This window comes from Nonomuraea sp. CA-143628 (genome assembly GCF_050942315.1).
Lineage (GTDB): Bacteria > Actinomycetota > Actinomycetes > Streptosporangiales > Streptosporangiaceae > Nonomuraea.
This window is the reverse complement of the sequence record NZ_CP192072.1, coordinates 1,305,538-1,324,118: the sequence shown is the minus strand read 5'-3', so window position 1 is coordinate 1,324,118 and position 18,581 is coordinate 1,305,538. Positions and strand designations below refer to the sequence as shown.

At 69.2% G+C, this 18,581-nt stretch carries 14 protein-coding genes; 7 read left to right on the top strand and 7 right to left on the bottom strand.

Annotation, left to right across the window (positions count from 1 at the left end; all coding sequences use genetic code 11):
• The first annotated feature begins 141 nt into the window (after positions 1 to 141).
• Positions 142 to 2,916, top strand: a complete 2,775-nt coding sequence (locus ACQP2T_RS06265) for a hypothetical protein (protein ID WP_433515243.1) — start codon at positions 142 to 144, stop codon at positions 2,914 to 2,916.
• A gap of 6 nt (positions 2,917 to 2,922) precedes the next feature.
• On the opposite strand, the gene ACQP2T_RS06260 is transcribed toward ACQP2T_RS06265, so the two are convergent.
• Both ACQP2T_RS06260 and ACQP2T_RS06255 read right to left on the bottom strand, forming a co-directional pair.
• Positions 2,923 to 3,357: a cellulose binding domain-containing protein gene (locus ACQP2T_RS06260; protein WP_433515242.1), complete on the bottom strand. Its 435-nt coding sequence runs from the start codon at positions 3,355 to 3,357 to the stop codon at positions 2,923 to 2,925.
• A gap of 128 nt (positions 3,358 to 3,485) precedes the next feature.
• Positions 3,486 to 4,871: a hypothetical protein gene (locus tag ACQP2T_RS06255; RefSeq protein ID WP_433515241.1), complete on the bottom strand. Its 1,386-nt coding sequence runs from the start codon at positions 4,869 to 4,871 to the stop codon at positions 3,486 to 3,488.
• A gap of 199 nt (positions 4,872 to 5,070) precedes the next feature.
• On the opposite strand from ACQP2T_RS06255, the gene ACQP2T_RS06250 reads away from it, so the two are divergent.
• Positions 5,071 to 5,607, top strand: a complete 537-nt coding sequence (locus tag ACQP2T_RS06250) for a hypothetical protein (RefSeq protein WP_433515240.1) — start codon at positions 5,071 to 5,073, stop codon at positions 5,605 to 5,607.
• Positions 5,608 to 5,651: 44 nt separating this feature from the next.
• Here the strand turns inward: ACQP2T_RS06250 and ACQP2T_RS06245 are convergent, their stop codons facing one another.
• A complete protein-coding gene (locus ACQP2T_RS06245; RefSeq protein ID WP_433515239.1) occupies positions 5,652 to 7,649 on the bottom strand; it encodes a GxGYxYP domain-containing protein in 1,998 nt (665 codons plus the stop codon).
• A 136-nt stretch (positions 7,650 to 7,785) separates the two neighbouring features.
• Here ACQP2T_RS06245 and ACQP2T_RS06240 point away from each other — a divergent pair, with 136 nt between their 5' ends.
• From ACQP2T_RS06240 to ACQP2T_RS06230, 3 genes are all read left to right on the top strand, one after another.
• Positions 7,786 to 8,562, top strand: coding sequence for an SDR family oxidoreductase (locus tag ACQP2T_RS06240; RefSeq protein WP_433515238.1), 777 nt, complete (start codon positions 7,786 to 7,788; stop codon positions 8,560 to 8,562).
• A gap of 90 nt (positions 8,563 to 8,652) precedes the next feature.
• A complete protein-coding gene (locus ACQP2T_RS06235) occupies positions 8,653 to 9,321 on the top strand; it encodes an expansin EXLX1 family cellulose-binding protein (RefSeq protein WP_433515237.1) in 669 nt (222 codons plus the stop codon).
• A gap of 29 nt (positions 9,322 to 9,350) precedes the next feature.
• Positions 9,351 to 9,851: a hypothetical protein gene (locus ACQP2T_RS06230; protein WP_433515236.1), complete on the top strand. Its 501-nt coding sequence runs from the start codon at positions 9,351 to 9,353 to the stop codon at positions 9,849 to 9,851.
• Here ACQP2T_RS06230 and ACQP2T_RS06225 read toward each other — a convergent pair.
• Positions 9,845 to 10,801: an LLM class F420-dependent oxidoreductase gene (locus tag ACQP2T_RS06225; protein ID WP_433515235.1), complete on the bottom strand. Its 957-nt coding sequence runs from the start codon at positions 10,799 to 10,801 to the stop codon at positions 9,845 to 9,847. The genes ACQP2T_RS06230 and ACQP2T_RS06225 overlap by 7 nt on opposite strands.
• Complete coding sequence (locus ACQP2T_RS06220) at positions 10,798 to 12,237, bottom strand: carotenoid oxygenase family protein (RefSeq protein ID WP_433515234.1); 1,440 nt, start codon at positions 12,235 to 12,237, stop codon at positions 10,798 to 10,800. The genes ACQP2T_RS06225 and ACQP2T_RS06220 overlap by 4 nt, the downstream gene beginning before the upstream one ends.
• A 102-nt stretch (positions 12,238 to 12,339) precedes the next feature.
• Here ACQP2T_RS06220 and ACQP2T_RS06215 point away from each other — a divergent pair, with 102 nt between their 5' ends.
• On the top strand, positions 12,340 to 13,905 hold the full coding sequence (locus ACQP2T_RS06215; RefSeq protein WP_433515233.1) for a class I adenylate-forming enzyme family protein: 1,566 nt from the start codon (positions 12,340 to 12,342) through the stop codon (positions 13,903 to 13,905).
• On the opposite strand, the gene ACQP2T_RS06210 is transcribed toward ACQP2T_RS06215, so the two are convergent.
• Positions 13,883 to 14,836, bottom strand: a complete 954-nt coding sequence (locus ACQP2T_RS06210) for a winged helix-turn-helix transcriptional regulator (RefSeq protein WP_433515232.1) — start codon at positions 14,834 to 14,836, stop codon at positions 13,883 to 13,885. The genes ACQP2T_RS06215 and ACQP2T_RS06210 overlap by 23 nt on opposite strands.
• Before the next feature lie 293 nt (positions 14,837 to 15,129).
• Between ACQP2T_RS06210 and ACQP2T_RS06205 the strand changes: the two genes are divergently transcribed.
• Positions 15,130 to 18,201 carry a BTAD domain-containing putative transcriptional regulator gene (locus ACQP2T_RS06205; RefSeq protein WP_433515231.1) on the top strand — a complete coding sequence of 1,024 codons (3,072 nt, stop codon included), beginning with the start codon at positions 15,130 to 15,132 and terminating at the stop codon, positions 18,199 to 18,201.
• A gap of 12 nt (positions 18,202 to 18,213) precedes the next feature.
• Here the strand turns inward: ACQP2T_RS06205 and ACQP2T_RS06200 are convergent, their stop codons facing one another.
• Positions 18,214 to 18,570, bottom strand: coding sequence for a hypothetical protein (locus ACQP2T_RS06200; RefSeq protein ID WP_433515230.1), 357 nt, complete (start codon positions 18,568 to 18,570; stop codon positions 18,214 to 18,216).
• Between the last annotated feature and the right edge of the window lie 11 nt (positions 18,571 to 18,581).

The following is an 18,581-nucleotide window of genomic DNA, read 5'->3' as shown; positions in this document are numbered from 1 at the left end:
AGCACCGCTGCGACAGAAACTCCCTTTCAGCTCGTGCCTGGGACTGCGGAAAAGGCCTCAGCGAGACATCGCCGGGTGAGATGCTGAACGCCGGAGCCGTCGCGCCCCCTCTCCCCTCCCCTGGATTCGTCTGGATTCGTCATGGCCTCTCCCGCACCTGCCGACATCACGGTTCCCGCGCCTGCCGACATCCCGGTCTTCCCCGGCGCCGGGTCCCTGCTGCGGCTGATCGCCAAGGTCGTCCGCCGGCCGAGACGCGGGGAATGTCCCCTACCTGAGCGGCACAGAGGCGTGATGCAGGGCAGGGAGGGCCTGCCGGTGATCTACCTGGTCGGCGGACGAAACCACACAGCGCTCACCCAGGGCATCGCCCACTTCCTCCGTGAAACCGATCCCCGCCGAGTGCCGTACGGCCTGCGCACCTTCAGCGACCAGGCGCTGGCCTCGGAGCGCGCCTCCGTCGAGGCCACCCGCGACGCGCTGGTGACGCTGGCGCAGGGGCTCGGGAGCAACGTCAACGGCCGCGACGGCAAGGTGCGTTTCCGCAGGTTCGGCCTGGTGAACTGGCTCTTGCGGCAGGACGGCGTCGAGGATCACCCGGATGGCGTGGAGGATCATCCGCCGACGCTCCTGCGCAGGCTCAGTGAGCGAGAAGTCCGCCGCAGGTGGGTGTTCGGATTCCTCCGCTCGCCACAGGCGGAACTCGCGGTGGGCGGCCGCGTGCCCTGGTGGTTGTGGGTGCTCTGCGTGCACGTGTTTCCGCTCGCCTGGTTCCGGATGCGCCTGGGGCTCGGCGGGGAGTACCAGTGGCTGCTCCGCCAGTCCTATCTCGCGCCGAAGGATCCCGGCACGTTCGCCGGTTTCGCCGAACGACTGACCGGTCCGCATAAAGATGTCGCGAATGTCGAGCAGCTCCGCAAGCTCATGGTCAACGCCTTTCTGGAGGACCTTCGCGTCGCCTATCGTCGCCGCTTCTGGCGTCCCAGAGCGGCGCGGCGCATGTCGTACTGTGTGGCGTTGCTCGATGGGACGAGCGAGGAGAACGGCGGCGACACGCTCCTGGAGACGATCATCGATGTCCGCATTGATACGGGCGCGTTCGATCCCCTGCTCGTCATCGCGTGCCGCGCGGAAGTGCCGGAACCGGGCTCCCGGCTCCGCTCCGACTGGGGCGACGACCGCTTCTGGGGACTCAGTGACGGCCTCTACGACGGCTGGCGGGACACCTTCCTGCGCCGGGCCCGGCTCAGGACGCGGGCTCCCTGGTATCTGCCGGTGACCGTGCCGGACGTCATGTCGCCGGACGACCCGGAATACAACGTCGTCCGGCGCACGGAGGTCAGCCAGGACGCGCGGCTGCGGATTCCCGAGCCGCCACGCTGGGCGCGTCGCTCGACCAGCGTGCTGCTCGTCATCACCGCGATGTCGGGGTTGAGCGGTGCCGGCTTCCAGCAGTGGTCCGCAGGCCAGGACTACCGGAGTGCCCACTGCGGGCTGGGCTCGTCCGTGGCCGACTCCAGCACGCTTCAGACGATGCCCACGGGTGAATGCGTCGGCGTCGCGCCGTACGGATTCGCCATCCCGTCGGCCGACGCGAAGCTGCAAAACACCATCCAGACCATCAACCAGCTGAACCGTAAGGCCGACGAGCTGCACAGTCAGGATCCGGAGCGTCCCCTGATCACACTCGTCCACTTGTCGGCGCTGCTCAGCACGGGCAGATCTCCGCAGGCGCTGGCCTTCGTGCGCGAGGCTCTGCAGGGCGCGGCCAGCGCGCAGTCGCGTCAGCTCCACAAGTCCGGCCCCGCGGAGCCCATCGTCCGTATCTACCCGGCGAGGGCGGGATCGGGCATGACGTACGGCCTCCAGGCCGTCGACATCCTGGCGCGGCTCAAGGAGAAGGATCCCACGGTCCTCGGCGTGACCGGGCTCGACCAGAGCAGGGAGGCCACCAACCGGACGATCCGCGCCCTGACCAAGGCCGGGCTGCCCATGGTGGCCACGACCGCCTCCGCGGACGGGCTTGTCACCCAGTCGCCGATGTACTTCCAGGTCGCGCCGCAGAACAGGCGAGAGGCCGAGATCGCCGCCGCGTACGCCGCCCACCTTGGCAACCTGGCGCGCAAGGTGCGCGTGGTCTATTCCGCCGATGCCACGGACATCTACAGCACCAATCTCAAAGACGATGTCGTGAAGAGCTTCAAGGCCCGCGGATTCGCCACGGAACCGGTCGCGTACTCCCCTTCAGGCATGGAGACCGACGGTAACGCCGCCGGGCCGAGCGAGGTCGGCAGGAAAGCGTGCCGCTACTCCGGCCTGATCTTCTTCGCCGGACGTCCCGAGGACTTCGAAACGATGCTCGGTGGCATCAACGAGGTGTGCAAGTCCGATCCGCCCGCCATTCTCGGCGACGACGACGTGGCCCGCATGGCCGCCGACGTGGACCGACGCAAGATCTTTCCCGGAATCACGTACGACTTCCTCGACTTCACGCTGGGCACGGCGAGTTGCGAGGGCACCAACGAGCTCTACGCGGAGCTGGAGACGCTCTTCCCCGACGAATGCGGCCAGGTGGCGAGCTCCTCGCTGGACGGTCACGCGTCGCTCGCCTTCGACGCCGTCAGGCTCTACGTCAACGCCGTCAAGCAGCTGCGGGAGGAGGCTCCTGGCATGCCCCTGACCTCGGCGGCGGTCTGGCACGCCATCAGCGGCGTGCACGGCGACAAGGCGCTCGACGGGGAGAGCGGCATGATCGACTTCGGCGGCGATGTCGATCGTCAGGTTCCGCTGGACAAGCTCATCTCCGTCCAGCACGTGGATGGGCTCGGTCAACCGGCGCAGGTGGGGTTCTGCGGCCGGGTCGGCGCCCGCGAACAGTCGCCGTGGTGCCCCGCGCTGGAGGTCGGTCGCGGTTAGGAACCATCAGGGCTGGTAAATCACGTCACAGAGCTGGCCGGCGAGCCTGAAGGCGAACGCGTTGGTGTACACCCCGCCCTCGGTCGCGTTGAAGCCGAGCTTGTATGTCTCTCCCATCCCGATGTTCGGGTGCCAGGGAGGAAGAACGAGCGTAGCCTGCTGACCCGATTGGGTCGCGGTCGCGTCCCACGTCTGGGTGATTTGCTGGCTACTCGGAAGAATAAAGGTGAGCGTCCCGTTGGGTGGCGGGATGATGTGGTTGGTAATGGCGACGTCTGCGCTGAAACCGCCGGGCCAGGTGGTGACCGAGTAGTTCACCAGACATGGACCCATGAGCAGCCTGGACATGGTGGCAGGAGTCGCCCTAGCGGGGCCACCGAGGGTGGCGATGAGCAGCAGGCCGGCCATGATGGCGGCTGATAATCGGCTCGCGATGCGCATGGTATGCCTCTCTCCAGCGAAGAGCTCCGACCCGACCCGACGCGCACAGCGCCTGCGGGCGCCCTGATGGCGATCATCAGCCGCGTGTTACGAGGTGTCAACAGGGTGCCGATCGATCCGCCACACCGTTACGAATTGCCGGCTCTCCCCGCGCCCGCGTCATCCCCGGCTGCCCACACCGTCATGGTTCGGGCGGGTCCGCCGATGCGGCGCCAGGTGCCGGTGTCGCGGGACCAGCGGAGGATCTGCGAGCGATCCTTGCTCAGGACGTACACCTCTCGCCGGCCGACCCGCACCTCCGCGCCCGCTGGGCCGATGTCCTGCCAGTTCTGGTTCTTGGTGTCGATCCCCGGCTCCATGAGGACGCGCAGCCGCTCGCGTGACGGGTCGGTGGAGAAGAGGCCGGCGGCGCCTCCGTACAGGTCGTCGGCCGGGCCCGCCGCGTAGGCCCAGGGCGGTCGCGCTCCCGCGAGCCAGCGGTTGACCGCGGTCCGTTCCGGGGTGAGGCCGTACAGGTTCCGGTTGGTGAGTGCGAACGAGGCGCCCGCCGTCCCGACGAAATCCCATTGGCCGGGGCGGCCCCGGTAGGTGAAGATCCGGCCGTCGTTCGGGTCGGTCGCGAACAGGCCCGGCTCACCGCCGTACAACCGCGCCGCCGGGCCGCCTATCTGGGTCCATGATGTGCCGTGCCCGTCCCAGATGTGTACGGCCTGACGGTCTGCGGCCAGCCGGTAGACATGTGTGCCGCTGATGGCGAGGTCGCCGCCAGGTTCGCCGATGGGGAACCAGAAGCCGGGACGCCCTCCGTACGCGTAGAGCAGGTTGTCCATCCCGGTCGCGAACAGGCCCGCAGGGCCGGACCAGAGCTGCTTCGCGGCGGCGCCGATCCTGGTCCACCGGGTCGCGTCTTCGCCGTCCCATTGGAAGATGCCACGGCCATCCGGACCGATGGCGAACACGCTGGTGCCCGTGAGCGGCGCAGCCGTCGGGGCATCGCCGACCTCGGGGGTGCCGGGCGCGCTCGCGGCGGTGTCCATGCTGCTCGCCGGGCCTAATCCGAGCAGCAGCATGAGCACCGCGAGAAGCACGATTCCGGCTCCACCGCTGTTGAGCATGTTGCGCGTCAGGGGGCGTGGGCGCCGGCTCCCGGCCGATGCCTTTGCGGGCTCTGGCGCCGCCGACGGCCCGGTGATCGACGGTGAGGCCGCTGGAGCGGGTGTCTGGAGTGGTCCCTCAAGGGCCGCCTGGTGCAGCCGTGCGGCCGTCTCCATGCGTACCTGGCGGGTGCGTTCGTCCGGCGTGCGGTCCTGCACCAGCCGGCGCAGCAGTTCCAGCGGGATGATCTTCTGGCCGGAGCGGTACTCGCCCCAGAGCGTCTTGCCCACGTGGTAGTGCTCGGCGAGCTCGCGGACGGTCAACCCGCTGGTCAGCGTCAGCAGGAACTCCGCCAGCGCGTTCGCCTGCTCCGTGCTCCCTCTCGGCCTGCCCTGGGGCCTGCCCACCCGGCCGCTCATCGCGGTCGCCTCCTTCCCGCTCCCTTCTCTCTCTGGTGATCAGTTGAACAGAACGATTGTCCGCGGACAACTCATTGTCCGGACTTCACCAGCGATTTCACGCCCAACCGGTTCCGGACAACCGCCGCGCCCGCCAACCTCGGAAATACCGGGCCCTTTGCCAAAGATTCGACCGACCGTACCCAAGGAGGTACTAAGCATGAGCTTCAGCGACAACGAGCGGATGAGCAGGCTCACGGCACGATTCGCCGCAGCGGCCTTGCTCGCGACCGCCCTCAGCGCGTTACCAGCCTCCGCCTCCACCGCGGGGAGCGGGAGCGGGTACACCCCTGAGCAGGTGTGCGGCAGCGGCTTCGGGAAGGTAGCAGGCGGCACCCGGACGGTGACCGATGAGAGGCGCATCGTCCGGGGTTATGTCCACCTGCTCTACAACGCGCATACCGGGGAGAACTGCGTCGTCACCATCAAGTCGAGTTTCGTGGGGCAACCCACCCTGACCAGGGCGACCCTCTTCGTCGGAAGCGGCGCCAACAAGTTCGAGGACAAGGGTGCCTACAAGTACTACGCGGGTCCGGTGAAAGCGCAGGCCAAGGACGTCTGTGTCGCCTTCAACGGGCTTGTCACCAACCTACGCGCCAACGAGGCGTCTTCGGCTTCCAGCGTCCAGGCCTTCGGCGGTTCGACGAGCTTCGGCAACTGCGGCACCCAACGTATGCGTAAAAGGGGCAACGGCTGATCAGAGATCGGGGCTGGGCCGACGGGGTCGCCGACCCAGCTGGATCAGTGGTCGTCGTTCAGCAGTTTGAAGAAGGTGTCGCCGCGGACGATCTCAAAAGGGTCGGTGAGCAGGGTGCCGAGTTCGGCGACGTCGGCCGGTGTCCAGTTCCAGGCGTTGATCGCGCCGGCGATGAACAGCGGTGATTTCCCGTCCCAGCCCTCGATGTGCTTCAGCAGCGTGTCGCGATATTCCTGGGCCTTTCCCTGAGGGGAGTAATTGCCGATCAGCGGGATGCCGGCCGGTCGGGTCCGCAGGTCGCCGCTTTCCCAGGATTGGATGATGCCGCGCACCGGAGTGTTCTTTCGGTACGAGCCGGCGATGCGCTCGTCGAACGCCACCCAGCCGGTGTTCTCCGGGTTGCGATAATTGTAGGCGTAGACCAGGTCCATGCCGGTGTCGCGCAGGAAGCGGCCGCTGAGTTCGGTGTAGGCGTCCAGGTCCTTGGCGGGCCAGGATCCCGGGTAGGTGTAGCCGGCGCCGGAGGGGCCCGAGATCAGCAGGTCGTTGGCGGTGGCCGTGCGCTGGTAGTACACCAGGAGCGCGGGGCCGATGTCGGCCAGCAGGGGGCTGACGGTCCAGTTCACCGGCACGGCGCCGCGTTTCGGGTCGTCCCAGAGTTCGCGCATTCTGCGCTGGCAGTACTGGATGTTGTCGCCCTCGCCGAAGGTGAGGGTGAGATAGACGCGGTCGCGTAACGTGGCCGCCGGTCTCGGGCGTACGCGATCGGAGACCTTCGCGGCGACGCCCGCGTGCACGGTGGCGTTCATGTAGTAGTCGGCGGGCACCACTTCGACGGCGTGCTGTGAGGCGCGGTCCACGCCGCCCCATTCACCCGCCACGTCATTGGAGAACCAGCCCGCATAAGGAGTGGTGGGCTTCACCTTGCTGAGAATCTCGTCGAGTAACTTGCCCGTCTCTCCCGAGGGCGGCAGCCAGAACACCATCGCGCGCATCGCCGCCGCGTAGTCGCGGAAATACGGAAAGGGCTCCACCCGCGTGGGTGCGGTGGTGGCGGCGGTGACCAGGTATTGGTTCCACAGGTCTACCTCGACCAGGAGTTGCTGGGTCCCGGCCGGTGCGGTCAATCGGTAGATGAAGTAGCCGCCGCCGTCGGAGAAACGGTTGGCGTCCCCGCCGATGGAAGAATTGAGGCCGTCGAACAGGTACGGGGTCTCGGCCTCTGTGCCCGGGACGAAGGACACGATCTCCTTGCCGTCGGCCGTCACCTTCACCGAGCCGACCGAGGCGCCCCAGCCGTCATCTCCGAGGGAATCCTGGAAACGCAGATACACGCCGTCCTGGCCGGAGAGCTCCTGGCTCAGGTCGAAGGTGCGGACCGCCCTGTTGGAGGAGTCACGGACGCGCTCGCTCTCGCGGGCTATCTCGCGCCACTGAACGCCGTCCACGCGTACCGTCCTGGTCGGCGGGAGTCCGGTGAGCAGCGCGTGCGTGCAGCGGGGGAAGAGGTGGTCGAGCTGCCATCGGTACGTCCCCAGAATGTCGTCGGCTTTGAAACGGCCGCGCAGGTCGGTGATGATCCTGAGGCCGTACTGGCTCGCCTGCTCGGCGGTGGCGGCGACGGCGTTCTCCAGCCCGGCCAGCGTGGTGGCGACATTCACGGAGTCGGGCACCGCGGGGTCGTGCACGATCGCTCCGCGTACCTCGCTCTTGTAGCGGGCGACGAGGTCGAGGGGCCGGTCATGGCGTGTGACGGCGGCGCCGGTGCTGGACAGCCAGCGCTGGTCGTAATTGGCGCTGTCGTAGTTGAAGTAGAGGCGGGGCTGCCGCCGGTTGACGATTCCCTGGAGGGTGGTCAGCAGCAACTGGTCGTTTCCATGAAGCGTGCTGACGTCGGCGAAATCGAGTCGGGTGGGACGGCCGAAGTTCGGCAGAAGGGGGATTCGAGTTGCGGCGGCGGCCGGGCTGGGGAGTGTGATTCCGAGGCCGCCGGCCGCGAGGACCACGCCATTCGCCCACAGGAAAGTACGTCGTGACACCATCAGCGATCGCTGCTCCTTGCTGGAGGGACCGGGACTGACATCGTTGTCATCTCGCAGCGAACTTAACCGGCTGACGAAATGTTGTCCATGGTGTAAATACGGCGGGTAGCGAGCAAACGCTTGGTAGAGTCAACCCGTGCTACTGGAGGGCAAGGTCGCGGTCGTCACTGGGGCGGGTCCCGGGCTAGGGCGGACGCTGGCGAGGCTGTTGAGCGAAGAGGGCGCCAGGGTGGTGGTGGCCGCCCGTACCGCCGCGACCGTGGCGAAGACAGCCGACGAGGTGCCGGGCGCGCTGGCCGTACCCGCCGACGTGACCCGGATCGACGACGTACGGCGGCTGGCCGATACGGTGATCGAGCGGTTCGGCCGAGTGGACGTGCTGGTCAACGCCGCCTTCCCCGGCTCGCACCGCAGGAACGTGCTCGACATGTCCGTCGACGGCCTGGAGACCTGGCGTGGGGCCGTCGAGACCGGCGGTTACGGGACGCTGCTGGCCTGCCGGTTCATCGCGCCGCACATGGTGGCCCAGGGCTCCGGCTCGATCGTGAACATCACCTCTATGTCGTCCCGTACGGGCTACGCGGGGCGCAGCGACTACGCCGCGGGCAAGGCCGCCGCGCACCTGCTGTCACACTGCCTGGCCGACGAGCTCGGGCCGCATGGCGTACGGGTGAACTGCGTCGCGCCCGGCTGGATCGCCAGCGAGCTGCTCGACGACTGGATGCGCACCCGGGCGGCGGCGGAAGGCGTCACGTTCGAGGAGATCCTCGCACGGGACGTCTCGGCGATGGCGCTGCGCCGCATCGCCACGGAGGAGGACGTGGCCCGCGCCGTCATCTACCTCGCCTCCGACCACGCCAAGGCCGTCACGGGCGCGACCATCGACGTCAACGGCGGCCAGCTGTTCACGTGACAGCCTCCGACGATATATGGCGCTTTATCGTACTGAGATTCACTCTTTTCGCTACTGTCACATCCGTCCCTTATGAGAGGAACCAAACGGATGCGACGCTTACCCGCCGTTCTCACCGCGACCTTGCTTCTTTCCGCCCCCGCCCCCGCCCTCGCGCAATCAGCGCAGGCGACCAAGGGGCAGGCGACCTTGTATGAGCTCCAGTCGGGGGGCGGCAACTGCTCGTATCCGTCACGTCCCGCCGGGGACCTCTATGTCGCGCTCTCCCCCGGCGAGTACGCCGCCGCCGCTGCCTGCGGCGGCTACCTGGACGTCGCCGGGCCGAAGGGGACCGTCCGGGTCAAGGTCGTCGACCAGTGCCCGGAGTGTCAGGCGGGGCACATCGACCTGAGCCGTACGGCCTTCGCCCGCGTCGCGGACCCCGCCAAGGGCCTGGTGGGCGTCACCTACCGCCCGGTCGCCAACCCGAAAGTCGGCCAGCCGCTCTCCTTCCGCGTCAAGGAGGGCTCGTCGCAGTGGTGGCTGGCGCTGCTGGTCATCGACCACGGCAACCCGCTCACCTCGGTCGAGGTGAAGTCCACCGGCGGCACCTGGCGCAAGCTGGCCCGCGCCGACTTCAACTACTGGATCGCCGAGTCCGGCGCGGGCCAGGGCCCCTTCTCCGTGCGGGTCACCGACACCCGCGGCCACCGGGTCACGGCCAACGGCGTCCGCCTGTCCCCCACCGCCGTCCAGCGCAGCACCACAAAAATGTACTGACAATTCTTTCTCGCATACAGTGAATGGTCATGCGGACCTCGGCCATGGCAGTCGCGGGATTAGTGGTTGTCGCGGTCGCGGTCGCGATTTCCGCTGTCGTGCTCGTCCTGTCAGCGCCGGCCGGCAGGGCCGTCCCCTCGGCACCCACAACCTCCCAGCAGGTCGCCGAAGAGGACGAGGAAGACGGGGAACGGGTAGCTCCCGGGACCGCATGGTCACTGCAGCTCGACGGGGAGACCCGCCAGAGTCTCGTCGACGTCACTCAGAACGCGGGTGCGCGGGCAGCGCTGAGTGGGAGCGTATATTTCGGCGCCGTATACGGGCAGAGCGAAGCCGAGGACGATTACTATGCGATCGCCATGACCGACAGGATCCACTTCTGGAGCAAACATGGCGGCGAGGCATGGCGTTATCGGGGCGACTTCGAAAAGGCCGGCTGCATAGCCCCGGTGCCGTTCGGGCTGTACACCGCATGGGGCCTGAGCCTCTCGACGGCTCGGCCGGACGGCCAACCTCCTTGCCCTCAATAGGCGGTCATCAGAGCCTTGAGCGTGGCCGCGCCTCCGGGGTCGCGGTCCGTGCTCACCGGCACCAGGGCGATCTCCTCCACCCCGGCCGCCGCGTAGGCCGCCAACCGCGCACCGACCGCGTCCACGTCGCCGAGCAGCGAAACCGAGGCGACCAGCTCGTCAGGCACCGCGGCGAACAGCTCCCGAGGGTGCGGCCGGGTACGGGCGAAGGCGACGACGTCGGCGAAGCCCGCCTCGGCGAACATCTCGCCGTACCCGGGAGCGGGTAAGTACCCGACCACAGCCCGCCGGATGCGATCGACGGCCTCGCGGTCGGGGTCCACGGCGGCGGTGACCCAGGCGACCACGGACGTGGCCGGATTGACGGCGCGCAGCTGGGCGACCAGCCGTCCGGCCGAGCCAGGCGTGATCAGGTTGAGCACCATGCGGTCGGCCAGGGCGGCGGTCCGGACGGCCGACGGCCCGAAGGCCGCGACCGACAGCCGCGAGCGCGGGGCGGGCAGCCGGAGGCGATAGCCGCTGCTCGACACGCACGTTCCGGTGAAGTCGGAGCGCTCGCCGGCCAGCAGCGGCCGGAGGGCCGCGACGGATTCCCGCAGCGCGGTCGCGGAGCGGGCGCGCGAACGCCCGTGCCAGCCCTCCACGACGAGCGGACTGGAGGTGCCCACGGCGACGTCCACCTGCCGCCCGGTCAGCGCGGCGACCGAGGCCGCCCCCATGGCGATCATCATCGGATCGCGTACGGACACCGCCAGCGGGCCGATGGTGAGACCGATCCGCGTGGTGGCCAGCCCGACAGCGGTGGCCAGGGCGAAGGCGTCATACGTGGCCATCTCGCCGATCCAGAGCGACGGATAGCCGAGCTCGTCAGCGGCGCGGGCCGTCAGCAGGGCCTCTGCCGCGGGGCGATCCTGCCACAACCCGAGGGAGACCGTCAGCGAAGGATTCACGCCAGCTGCTCTGCCCGTACCCAGGTGGCGTGGAAGCCGAGCGGGACCCGCCGCGGCAGCAGCACGCGGGCGATCGGGCCCTCGGAGATCCGGGCGGCGTGCAGGATCTGCACCTCGGAGCGGCCCTCCCGCTCGTCGGTGACGAAGCTGACCAGGTAGCCGTCGTCCTCGCCGGTCGAGCCGTCGCGGGGGGCGAAGGGCGCCTCGCTGCCGTACCGGCCGGGGCCGTAGGAGTAGGTCTCCTTCGCGCCGGTGAGATTGTCGTAGCGGACCAGGCCGTCGAAGAGGTTGGTCTCGGCGTCGGCCACGGTGACGTTGTAGGCGTACCGCGTGGGGTGGCCGGTGGAGCGCGTGTCGATCGAGGGGAACTCGGTGTTGTGGTCGGCGTCCACGTACTCCTCCGAGGTACGGCCGGTTCGCAGGTCGAAGCGGTAGCGGTACATCCGCGCGTCGAGCTTCAGATAGGAGATCATCCGCGCCAGCGGTGAGCCGGTGCTGGACGGCGCCGGGCGTGAGACCCGGCAGACGTCCAGGATGATCTCATCGACTTCTTCCCAGGCGTTGACGACGTGGTAGATGTAGCACGGCTTCGCCTCGAACCAGCGGATCTCGTCCGCCTGACCGCGTCGCGGGAGCACGCCGAAACGCGCGGGCAGCTCCCGGTCGAAGGTCAGCTTGTAGCGGCCCTGCCGGGCGGCGTCGAGGTCCTGGTAGAGCGGCAGGTCCATGAGGATCGCGTGGTTGCGCGTGATCGCCATGTCGTGCGGCAGCCGCGCCCCTGGCAGGTCGAGTTCGACGCAGTGCTCGACGCTGCCGCCGGGTCCGACCACGCCATAGCGCAGGTACGGCGGGCGCGGCCCGTAGTCGAACCAGAACAGCTCTCCGGTGTGCTCGTCCACCTTGGGATGCGCCATGAAGTCACCGTTGAGCGTGTCGAGGAAGGTGTCGACGCCGAGGGTCTCCAGCGAGAGCGGATCCAGACTGTACGGCGCGCCGCACAGATACCACGAGGCCAGCACCCTGCCCCGGTGGAAGATCACATCGGTGTTGGCCGTGTCCTTGAAGGGCAGGCCGCGCGCGTTGCCGAACGGGTTGTCCTTCGGGTTCTCCATCACGCCGGTCCAGAGCGAGCGGCCGGCGGCCGACTCCGCCTCGAAGGCCCTGGTACGTATCCAGCGGTTGCGGTAGCGGGCCCGGCCGTTCTCGAAGTGCACGGCGTGCACCATGCCGTCGCCGTCGAACCAGTGGTATCGGCCCGTCACCGGAAAACGGGCGTTGGGGCCGTTGCGGAGGTAGACGCCGTTGAGGTCCGCGGGGATCCGCCCGATCACCGTGAGCTCGTCCGCGGTGACCTCGTCCTGGACCGGGGCGTAGACGCCCAGCAGGTACGGGTTTGGCTCGCCCGATTCATCCGTCATCACGACAATGTCGGCCATGCCCTGGAAGCTATGAAAAGCGAATTCAGGCGTCAATATCCGGGCGTTGACGGTCTCATTTCTGCTTTCTAGCGTTGCGGTCATCACCTCACGGGAGTCGCGATGACGCATTCCGCCGACCGGATCGCCCGCTACACCGCCAAGGGCTGGTGGACCGGTGACACGATCGACCAGCTCCTCAGGACGCGGGTGACGGCCCAGCCCGATGACACAGCGATCGTGGACCCGCTCAACAAGATGCTTGAAGGTCCGGTGAAACGGCTGACCTGGGGACAGCTCGGCGCGGAGGTGGACCGGGTGGCCGGCGTACTGCGCGCGCAAGGGGTCGGTCCCGGCGACGTGGTGGCCGTGCAACTGCCCAACAGCGTCGAGCTGGCGGTGAGCTTCCTCGCGACGGTCCGGCTCGGCGCGACGGTCACGCCGTTCCCGGTGCAGTACCGCGCGTACGAGCTGGCTCAGCTGCTGCCGATGTCCGGTGCCGGGCTGCTGATCACCGGCCGGGAGTCCAGAGCACCCGAGGGCACGCCCACGCTGTCGTGGCCGGACGACCTGGAGGGCGTGACCGGCGACGAGGTGCCGCGGCGTGCGGCCGACCCCGCCGAGCGGGTGACGATCTGCTGGACTTCTGGCACCGAGGCCACTCCCAAGGGCGTGCCGAGGTGCCACTACGACTGGCTCGCGGTCGAGGCGATCTGTACGGCCGCGCCCGCGCTCACCGGCGAGGACGTGATCCTCAACCCGTTCCCGATGGTGAACATGGCCGGCATCGGCGGCGTCTTCCTGCCGTGGCTGCGGGTCGGGGCCGTGCTCGTCCAGCACCACCCCTTCGACCTGCCCACTTTCCTGGCCCAGATCGCGGCCGAGCGGGTCACCTACACCCTGGCTCCGCCCGCGCTGCTCACCCTGCTGCTGCGCGAAAAGGCGATCCTCGCCAAGGCCGACATCTCCTCGCTCACCCGGATCGGCTCGGGCGCCGCCCCGTTGCCGCCGCCGATGGTGCGCGGCTGGCAGGACGAGCACGGCATCGCGATCATCAACTTCTTCGGCTCGAACGAGGGCGTCGCCCTGCTGTCGGACCCTGCCCACATGCCCGACCCGGAGGTCCGCGCCCGTTTCTTCCCGCGTCCGGGAGCACCGGGGGCGCCGCAGCTGCTCGATCGCGTGCGTACCAAGCTGGTCGCGCCGGACGGGAAGGAGATCACCGAACCGGGAGTCCCCGGCGAGCTGTACCTGAGCGGGCCCACGGTCTTCGCGGGCTACCTGCCGGGCACGGCCTCGGTGGACCCGTTCGACGAGGACGGCTACCTCAAGACGGGAGACCTCTTCGAGATCGCCGGCGACCGGGGGCAATACCTGCGCTATGTCGACCGAGCGAAGGACATCATCATCCGGGGAGGCATGAACATCGCCCCCGCCGAGCTGGAAGCCCTGCTCGCCGGACACCCTTCGGTCGCCGAGGCGGCGGTCGCCGGCTACCCCGACGAGGTGCTCGGCGAGAAGGTCTGCGCGGTCGTGGTGCCCAAGGGCGAGATCGACCTCGCGTCGGTCGTCGGCTTCCTCAGGGACCAGGGCATCGCCTCCTACAAGCTCCCCGAGCGGGTGGAGATCGTCGAGGCGCTGCCGCGCAACCCCGTCGGCAAGATCCTCAAGCGGGAGCTGAAACTGTGATCCGCGTCCTGGGCGACGGAAACCGTCCCTCAGGGACGGCGAAGTGCACCTCCGTACGGCTGAGCTCCTGCCCGCACGACCGGCACCGCGAGCACGGGCGGAACGGCTGACCGCACGCGCGATGAATGACGCGCAGGTCGGTGTCCGGCGGGCCGGTGTACCACCGCTGCGCCCAGTCGACGACATAGGCGAAGATGCCGAAGAAGTCCAGGCCCTTGTCGGTCAGCTGATACCCGGGCTCTTCCACCGCGAGCACGCCCAGCTGCCTGAACTGACGCAGCCGGTTGGACAGCACCGACGGGGCCACGTCGAGCTCCGCCCGGAAGTCGGCGAAGCGCCGGGTGCCGAGGAAGGCGGCCACGAGGATCACCGTGCTCCAGCGGTCGCCCAGCAGGTCGAAGGTCTCGGGGAAGTACGACAGCGGGTCGGCGGCCGCCTTGCCGCGCAGGGTCCTGCGATGATGGCGCGGCACCGCCACCTGGGCGAAGGTGGCCATGCCCCGCACGATCTCGGTGTCATGGGCGGCGACCGGCGCCTGGCCGCAGCCCGCGCAGCCCAGCTCCACGTCGGTACGGTTGCCGCAGACGTCGTGCACCAGCTCCGACAGCCCCTGGCGGTCCGGCACCCACCTGCGCTCCCATGACCAGATCTCCACCAGCATCGGCCACAGCTCTATCGCGCGCTCGGTCAGCCGGTATTCGGTGCGGGTACGACCTTGCTCCCGGTAAGGGGCCGGTCGTAGCAGCTCCCCCGCGACCAGCTCCTTGAGCCGGCTCGCCAGCACCGACTCGGACATCCCCAGTTCGTCCCGCCAGTCGGCGAAGCGCCGGATGCGCAGGAGGAAGGCCCGCTGAAGGATCAGCAGGTTCCACTGATCGCTGATCGCCAGCAGCGCCTGCCCGATCGCGCTGGGCCGCTCCGCTTCCGTCACCCGCTCTGCCCCCGTTCCACACCGACCTGCCACTTCGGTGACCGCCGCTCTCGCTGAAAAGGCCATCCGAGCGTCTCGGCGCGGCACTCCCTGACCGGCGCCCCCGCCGGACGGTCCAGGACCTGCGCCGAGACGCTCAACCGCAGTGCACGTTGTCGAGGTAGCGGTCGCTGCTCTTGACGCATGTCGGAGGACCATACGAGGCAGCTCTTCCGCTTTTCTTCCGTTCTGATTCCGAAGCTGACGGACTGTGGAGATCGCACGGCGTAACATGGGGCGCACAGGGGGCACAAGTGCAGCACTATCGGATACTGGGGCCCGTCTCGGTAGACGGGCCCGGCGGTCCGATCGAGTTGGGCTCGCCGAAGCAGCGCACCGTGCTGGCCGCGCTGTTGTTGAACGCGAACCGCACGGTGTCGGACGACCGGCTGATGTTCCTGGTGTGGGGCGAACACGCCCCGCGCACCGCCGTCGGCCGATTACAGGTCTATGTCCACGAGTTGCGGGCGCTGCTGGGCAGAGGGCTGATCAGCCGCGTCGGCACCGGTTACCGCATCCACATCGGCGGCGGTGAGGTCGACCTAGAGGTGTTCGAGCAGCTCAGGGCTGCCGCCTGGGAGGATCTGGCCGGCGGGCGCCCCGAGGCCGCGGCGCGGCGGTTGCGTGCGGCGGTGGCGCTGTGGCGCGGGTCCGCGCTCGGCGGCGCCGGCGAGCTGCTGATCGAGCAGGAACGCCCCGGGCTGGAAGATCGCCGGGTCGGCGCGCTGGAGGAGCTGTTCGAGGCCGAGCTGGTGCTGGGCCGCCACAGCGAGATCGTGGCCGAACTCCGTACGGCGGCGGCCGAGCACCCCCTGCGCGAACGCCTGCAGGGGCAGCTCATGCTGGCGCTGCACCGGTGCGAACGCCGATCCGAGGCGCTGGCGGTCTTCAGGGACACCCGGAACCGGCTGGTCGACGAGCTGGGCATCGAGCCGGGTCAGACGCTGCGGGAGCTGCACCAGCAGCTCCTGACCGACCAGGCAGGACAGGACGAAGCAGGGCAGACGATCCAGGCCGTACGTCCCGCGCGGCCCGCCGAGCTGCCCCGCGACATCCGTGGCTTCGCCGGGCGCGAGCGCGAGCTGGCGTGGCTGGACGACGCGTTGGACACCAGCGGCGCGGTGTGCGTGCTCACGGGAACGGCCGGTACGGGCAAGACCGCGCTGGCCCTGCACTGGGCCCACCGCGCGAAGAGCCGTTTCCCCTCCGGCCAGCTCTATGTCGACCTGCGCGGCTACGACGCCGAGCACGAACCCCTGACCACGGCCGCGGCCCTGGCCCGGCTGCTGCTCTCGCTCGGCGTCGATCCCGCGCAGGCCCCTGGCGGCTTCGACGCGCAGCTCGGCCTCTACCGTTCGCTGCTCGCCGAGCGTACGGTCCTGCTGGTCCTGGACAACGCCCGCTCGGCGGAGCAGATCGACCCGCTGCTGCCGCCGTCGGGAGCGGCGCTGGTGACCAGCCGTCAGCACCTGGGCGAGCTGGTGGCGCAGGCGGGAGCCGAGCAGCGCTCACTCGGCGCTCTTCCGGAACGAGACGCCCTAGCCCTGGTCAGCGGCATGCTGGGCCCCGCTGACAGCCAGTCGGAAGCGGTGGCCCGCGCCGACCTCGTCCGGCTCTGCGGCGGCCTGCCGCTCGCGCTGCGCATCGCCGCGGCCAACGCCGCCACCCCATGGAGCGGGACCGCGGCCGTGGTGAACGAGCTGACCGCCGGAGACCCGCTGACCGGTCTCACCGTCGACGGAACCGACCACAACCCCGTCACCCTCGCCTTCTCCGTGTCCTACCGCGCGCTGTCGGCGGCCGACCAGCGGGTCTTCCGCGTGCTGGGACTCGTACCGGGGCCGGACTTCACCGTCGAGGCGGTGGCGTCGGCCGCCGGCGTCCCGCTCGCCGAGGCGCGTACGGCGGTCAAGGTCCTGGCCGCGGCCCACCTCGTCGAGCACCATCGCGCCGACCGGTTCAGGCTCCATGACCTGGTACGGCTCTACGCCGGCGTGGAGGTCGGCGGCGACCCGGATCGCGACGCCGCCTGGAGCCGGTTGTTCGACCACTATCTCCGCCTTGGTGACGCCATCGCCGCCTGGTGCGCCCCTGACGAGATCCGGCTGCCGGGGCACGCCTCACCGGTGGCCGGTTCGCCGGTCCCGCCCAGCGCCGAAGAGATCTCCAACCTGGTGGCCGCGCTGGCGCAGGCGGCCCGCCGCGATCCCGATCCCGGGACCTGGCGGCTGGCGGAGCAGGTGTCGATCATCTGCAACAGCACCGGCCGCCACGGCGAATGGCTGGAGATCGCACCGACCCTGCTCGCCGCCGCCGAGCAGACTGATATGCCTGCCATGCAAGCCATGTTGCATTACGCGATGGGCAAGAGCTTGTTCCGTGCGGTTCGCAGCGAGGAGGCCGTCCACCATCTCGAACGGGCCGCCAATATCGCCACCGCGTGCGGCTGGCGGGAAGGTATGGCCGAGTCCTGGGCGAGCCTGAGTTGGGCCCTGGAATGGACGGGCCACCTCGAGCAGGCGATCGTCTACAACCGCCGTGCGGCTGACCTCTTCACGGAGCTCGGCTCGGTCGTCGGACGCAACCGCACCCTCAACAGGCTCGGCATGCAGTATCACCACCTGGGTCAGCTGAAGAGCGCGGAGCGCTGCCGACAAGAGGCGCTCAGCCTGAGCCGCAGGCACGGACTGGCCTACGCGGAGGCGAATGACCTGCGCGATCTCGGCTCCACCTTGGTCGACCAGGGCCGCTACGACGAAGCCGAATCCGCCCTGACGGAGGCGGCGACCTTGTCCGGCACCTTGGGCGCGGGCAGCGCGGCCTACATACAGACCTGGCTCAGCCGGTTGTACTGGGAGACCGGGCGGTGGTCGGCCGGCCGCACGGCGGCGGGCCGCGCCCTCGGCCTCTCCCGCGACCAGGGAGACAGGCTCATCGAGGCGGCGGCCCTGATCGCGCTGGCCGACACCGAGATCCCCCTCGGCCTGCTCGACGAGGCGGGCGACCACCTCGACCTGGCCGACGAGTTCAGCGGCGCCGCGAATCTGCGGTGGCACCAGAGCTACGCCGCGGTCGCCCGCGCTCGTCTCCTCGCCGCCCGCGGCGACTTGGCGGGCGCCATCCGGGTCGCCCTGCTCGCTCGCGACACCGCGCACCTCAACTCCTACCGCCTGCCCGAGCTCGCGGCCCTGACCGAACTCGCCATTCTCTACAGCGGCCAGGGCGACCGCGCCGAGGCCGAGCGGGCGGCCGAGCAGGCTCTCCGGCTGTGCCGCACGATCGGCCACACGCCCTGCGCCGACCGGCTGGAGCCGTTGCTCAAGTGAGTGGGGCGGGGGTCATGCGCGGGTGATGAGGCTCTCCACCAGGTCGACGGTGCTGCGCGGGTCGTCGACCTGGATGACCAGACGGGCGTAGCGTTCGTCGGCCAGTTCGATGACGACCGCTTTGGCCGGGTCGCGAACGTCCCAGAAGACGCGTTCGCCGTCGAGGAGGAAGGTGCCCGCGGTGATCACTCCGGGGACGTGCGTGCCGGGTGTGCGGATGCCCTTGGGGGTCTTGATCATGCCGGGGTCGGCGGTGGCGCCACGGATGTTGGCCAGCGGGATCGTCAGGCGGCTCTTCAGCGACCAGAGCTTGTCCAGTCCTTCGATCTCCACAACGAGCGTGTCGCCGTCGGCGTGCAGGTGTGCCATGTCGTACTCCT

Coding starts and splice junctions, on each gene's coding strand:
- ACQP2T_RS06235 (WP_433515237.1), top strand. CDS start 8,653: ATGCGACGCTTACCCGCCGTTCTCACCGCGACCTTGCTTCTTTCCGCC.
- ACQP2T_RS06260 (WP_433515242.1), bottom strand. CDS start 3,357: ATGCGCATCGCGAGCCGATTATCAGCCGCCATCATGGCCGGCCTGCTG.
- ACQP2T_RS06245 (WP_433515239.1), bottom strand. CDS start 7,649: ATGGTGTCACGACGTACTTTCCTGTGGGCGAATGGCGTGGTCCTCGCG.
- ACQP2T_RS06230 (WP_433515236.1), top strand. CDS start 9,351: ATGCGGACCTCGGCCATGGCAGTCGCGGGATTAGTGGTTGTCGCGGTC.
- ACQP2T_RS06265 (WP_433515243.1), top strand. CDS start 142: ATGGCCTCTCCCGCACCTGCCGACATCACGGTTCCCGCGCCTGCCGAC.
- ACQP2T_RS06200 (WP_433515230.1), bottom strand. CDS start 18,570: ATGGCACACCTGCACGCCGACGGCGACACGCTCGTTGTGGAGATCGAA.
- ACQP2T_RS06255 (WP_433515241.1), bottom strand. CDS start 4,871: ATGAGCGGCCGGGTGGGCAGGCCCCAGGGCAGGCCGAGAGGGAGCACG.
- ACQP2T_RS06215 (WP_433515233.1), top strand. CDS start 12,340: ATGACGCATTCCGCCGACCGGATCGCCCGCTACACCGCCAAGGGCTGG.
- ACQP2T_RS06250 (WP_433515240.1), top strand. CDS start 5,071: ATGAGCTTCAGCGACAACGAGCGGATGAGCAGGCTCACGGCACGATTC.
- ACQP2T_RS06220 (WP_433515234.1), bottom strand. CDS start 12,237: ATGGCCGACATTGTCGTGATGACGGATGAATCGGGCGAGCCAAACCCG.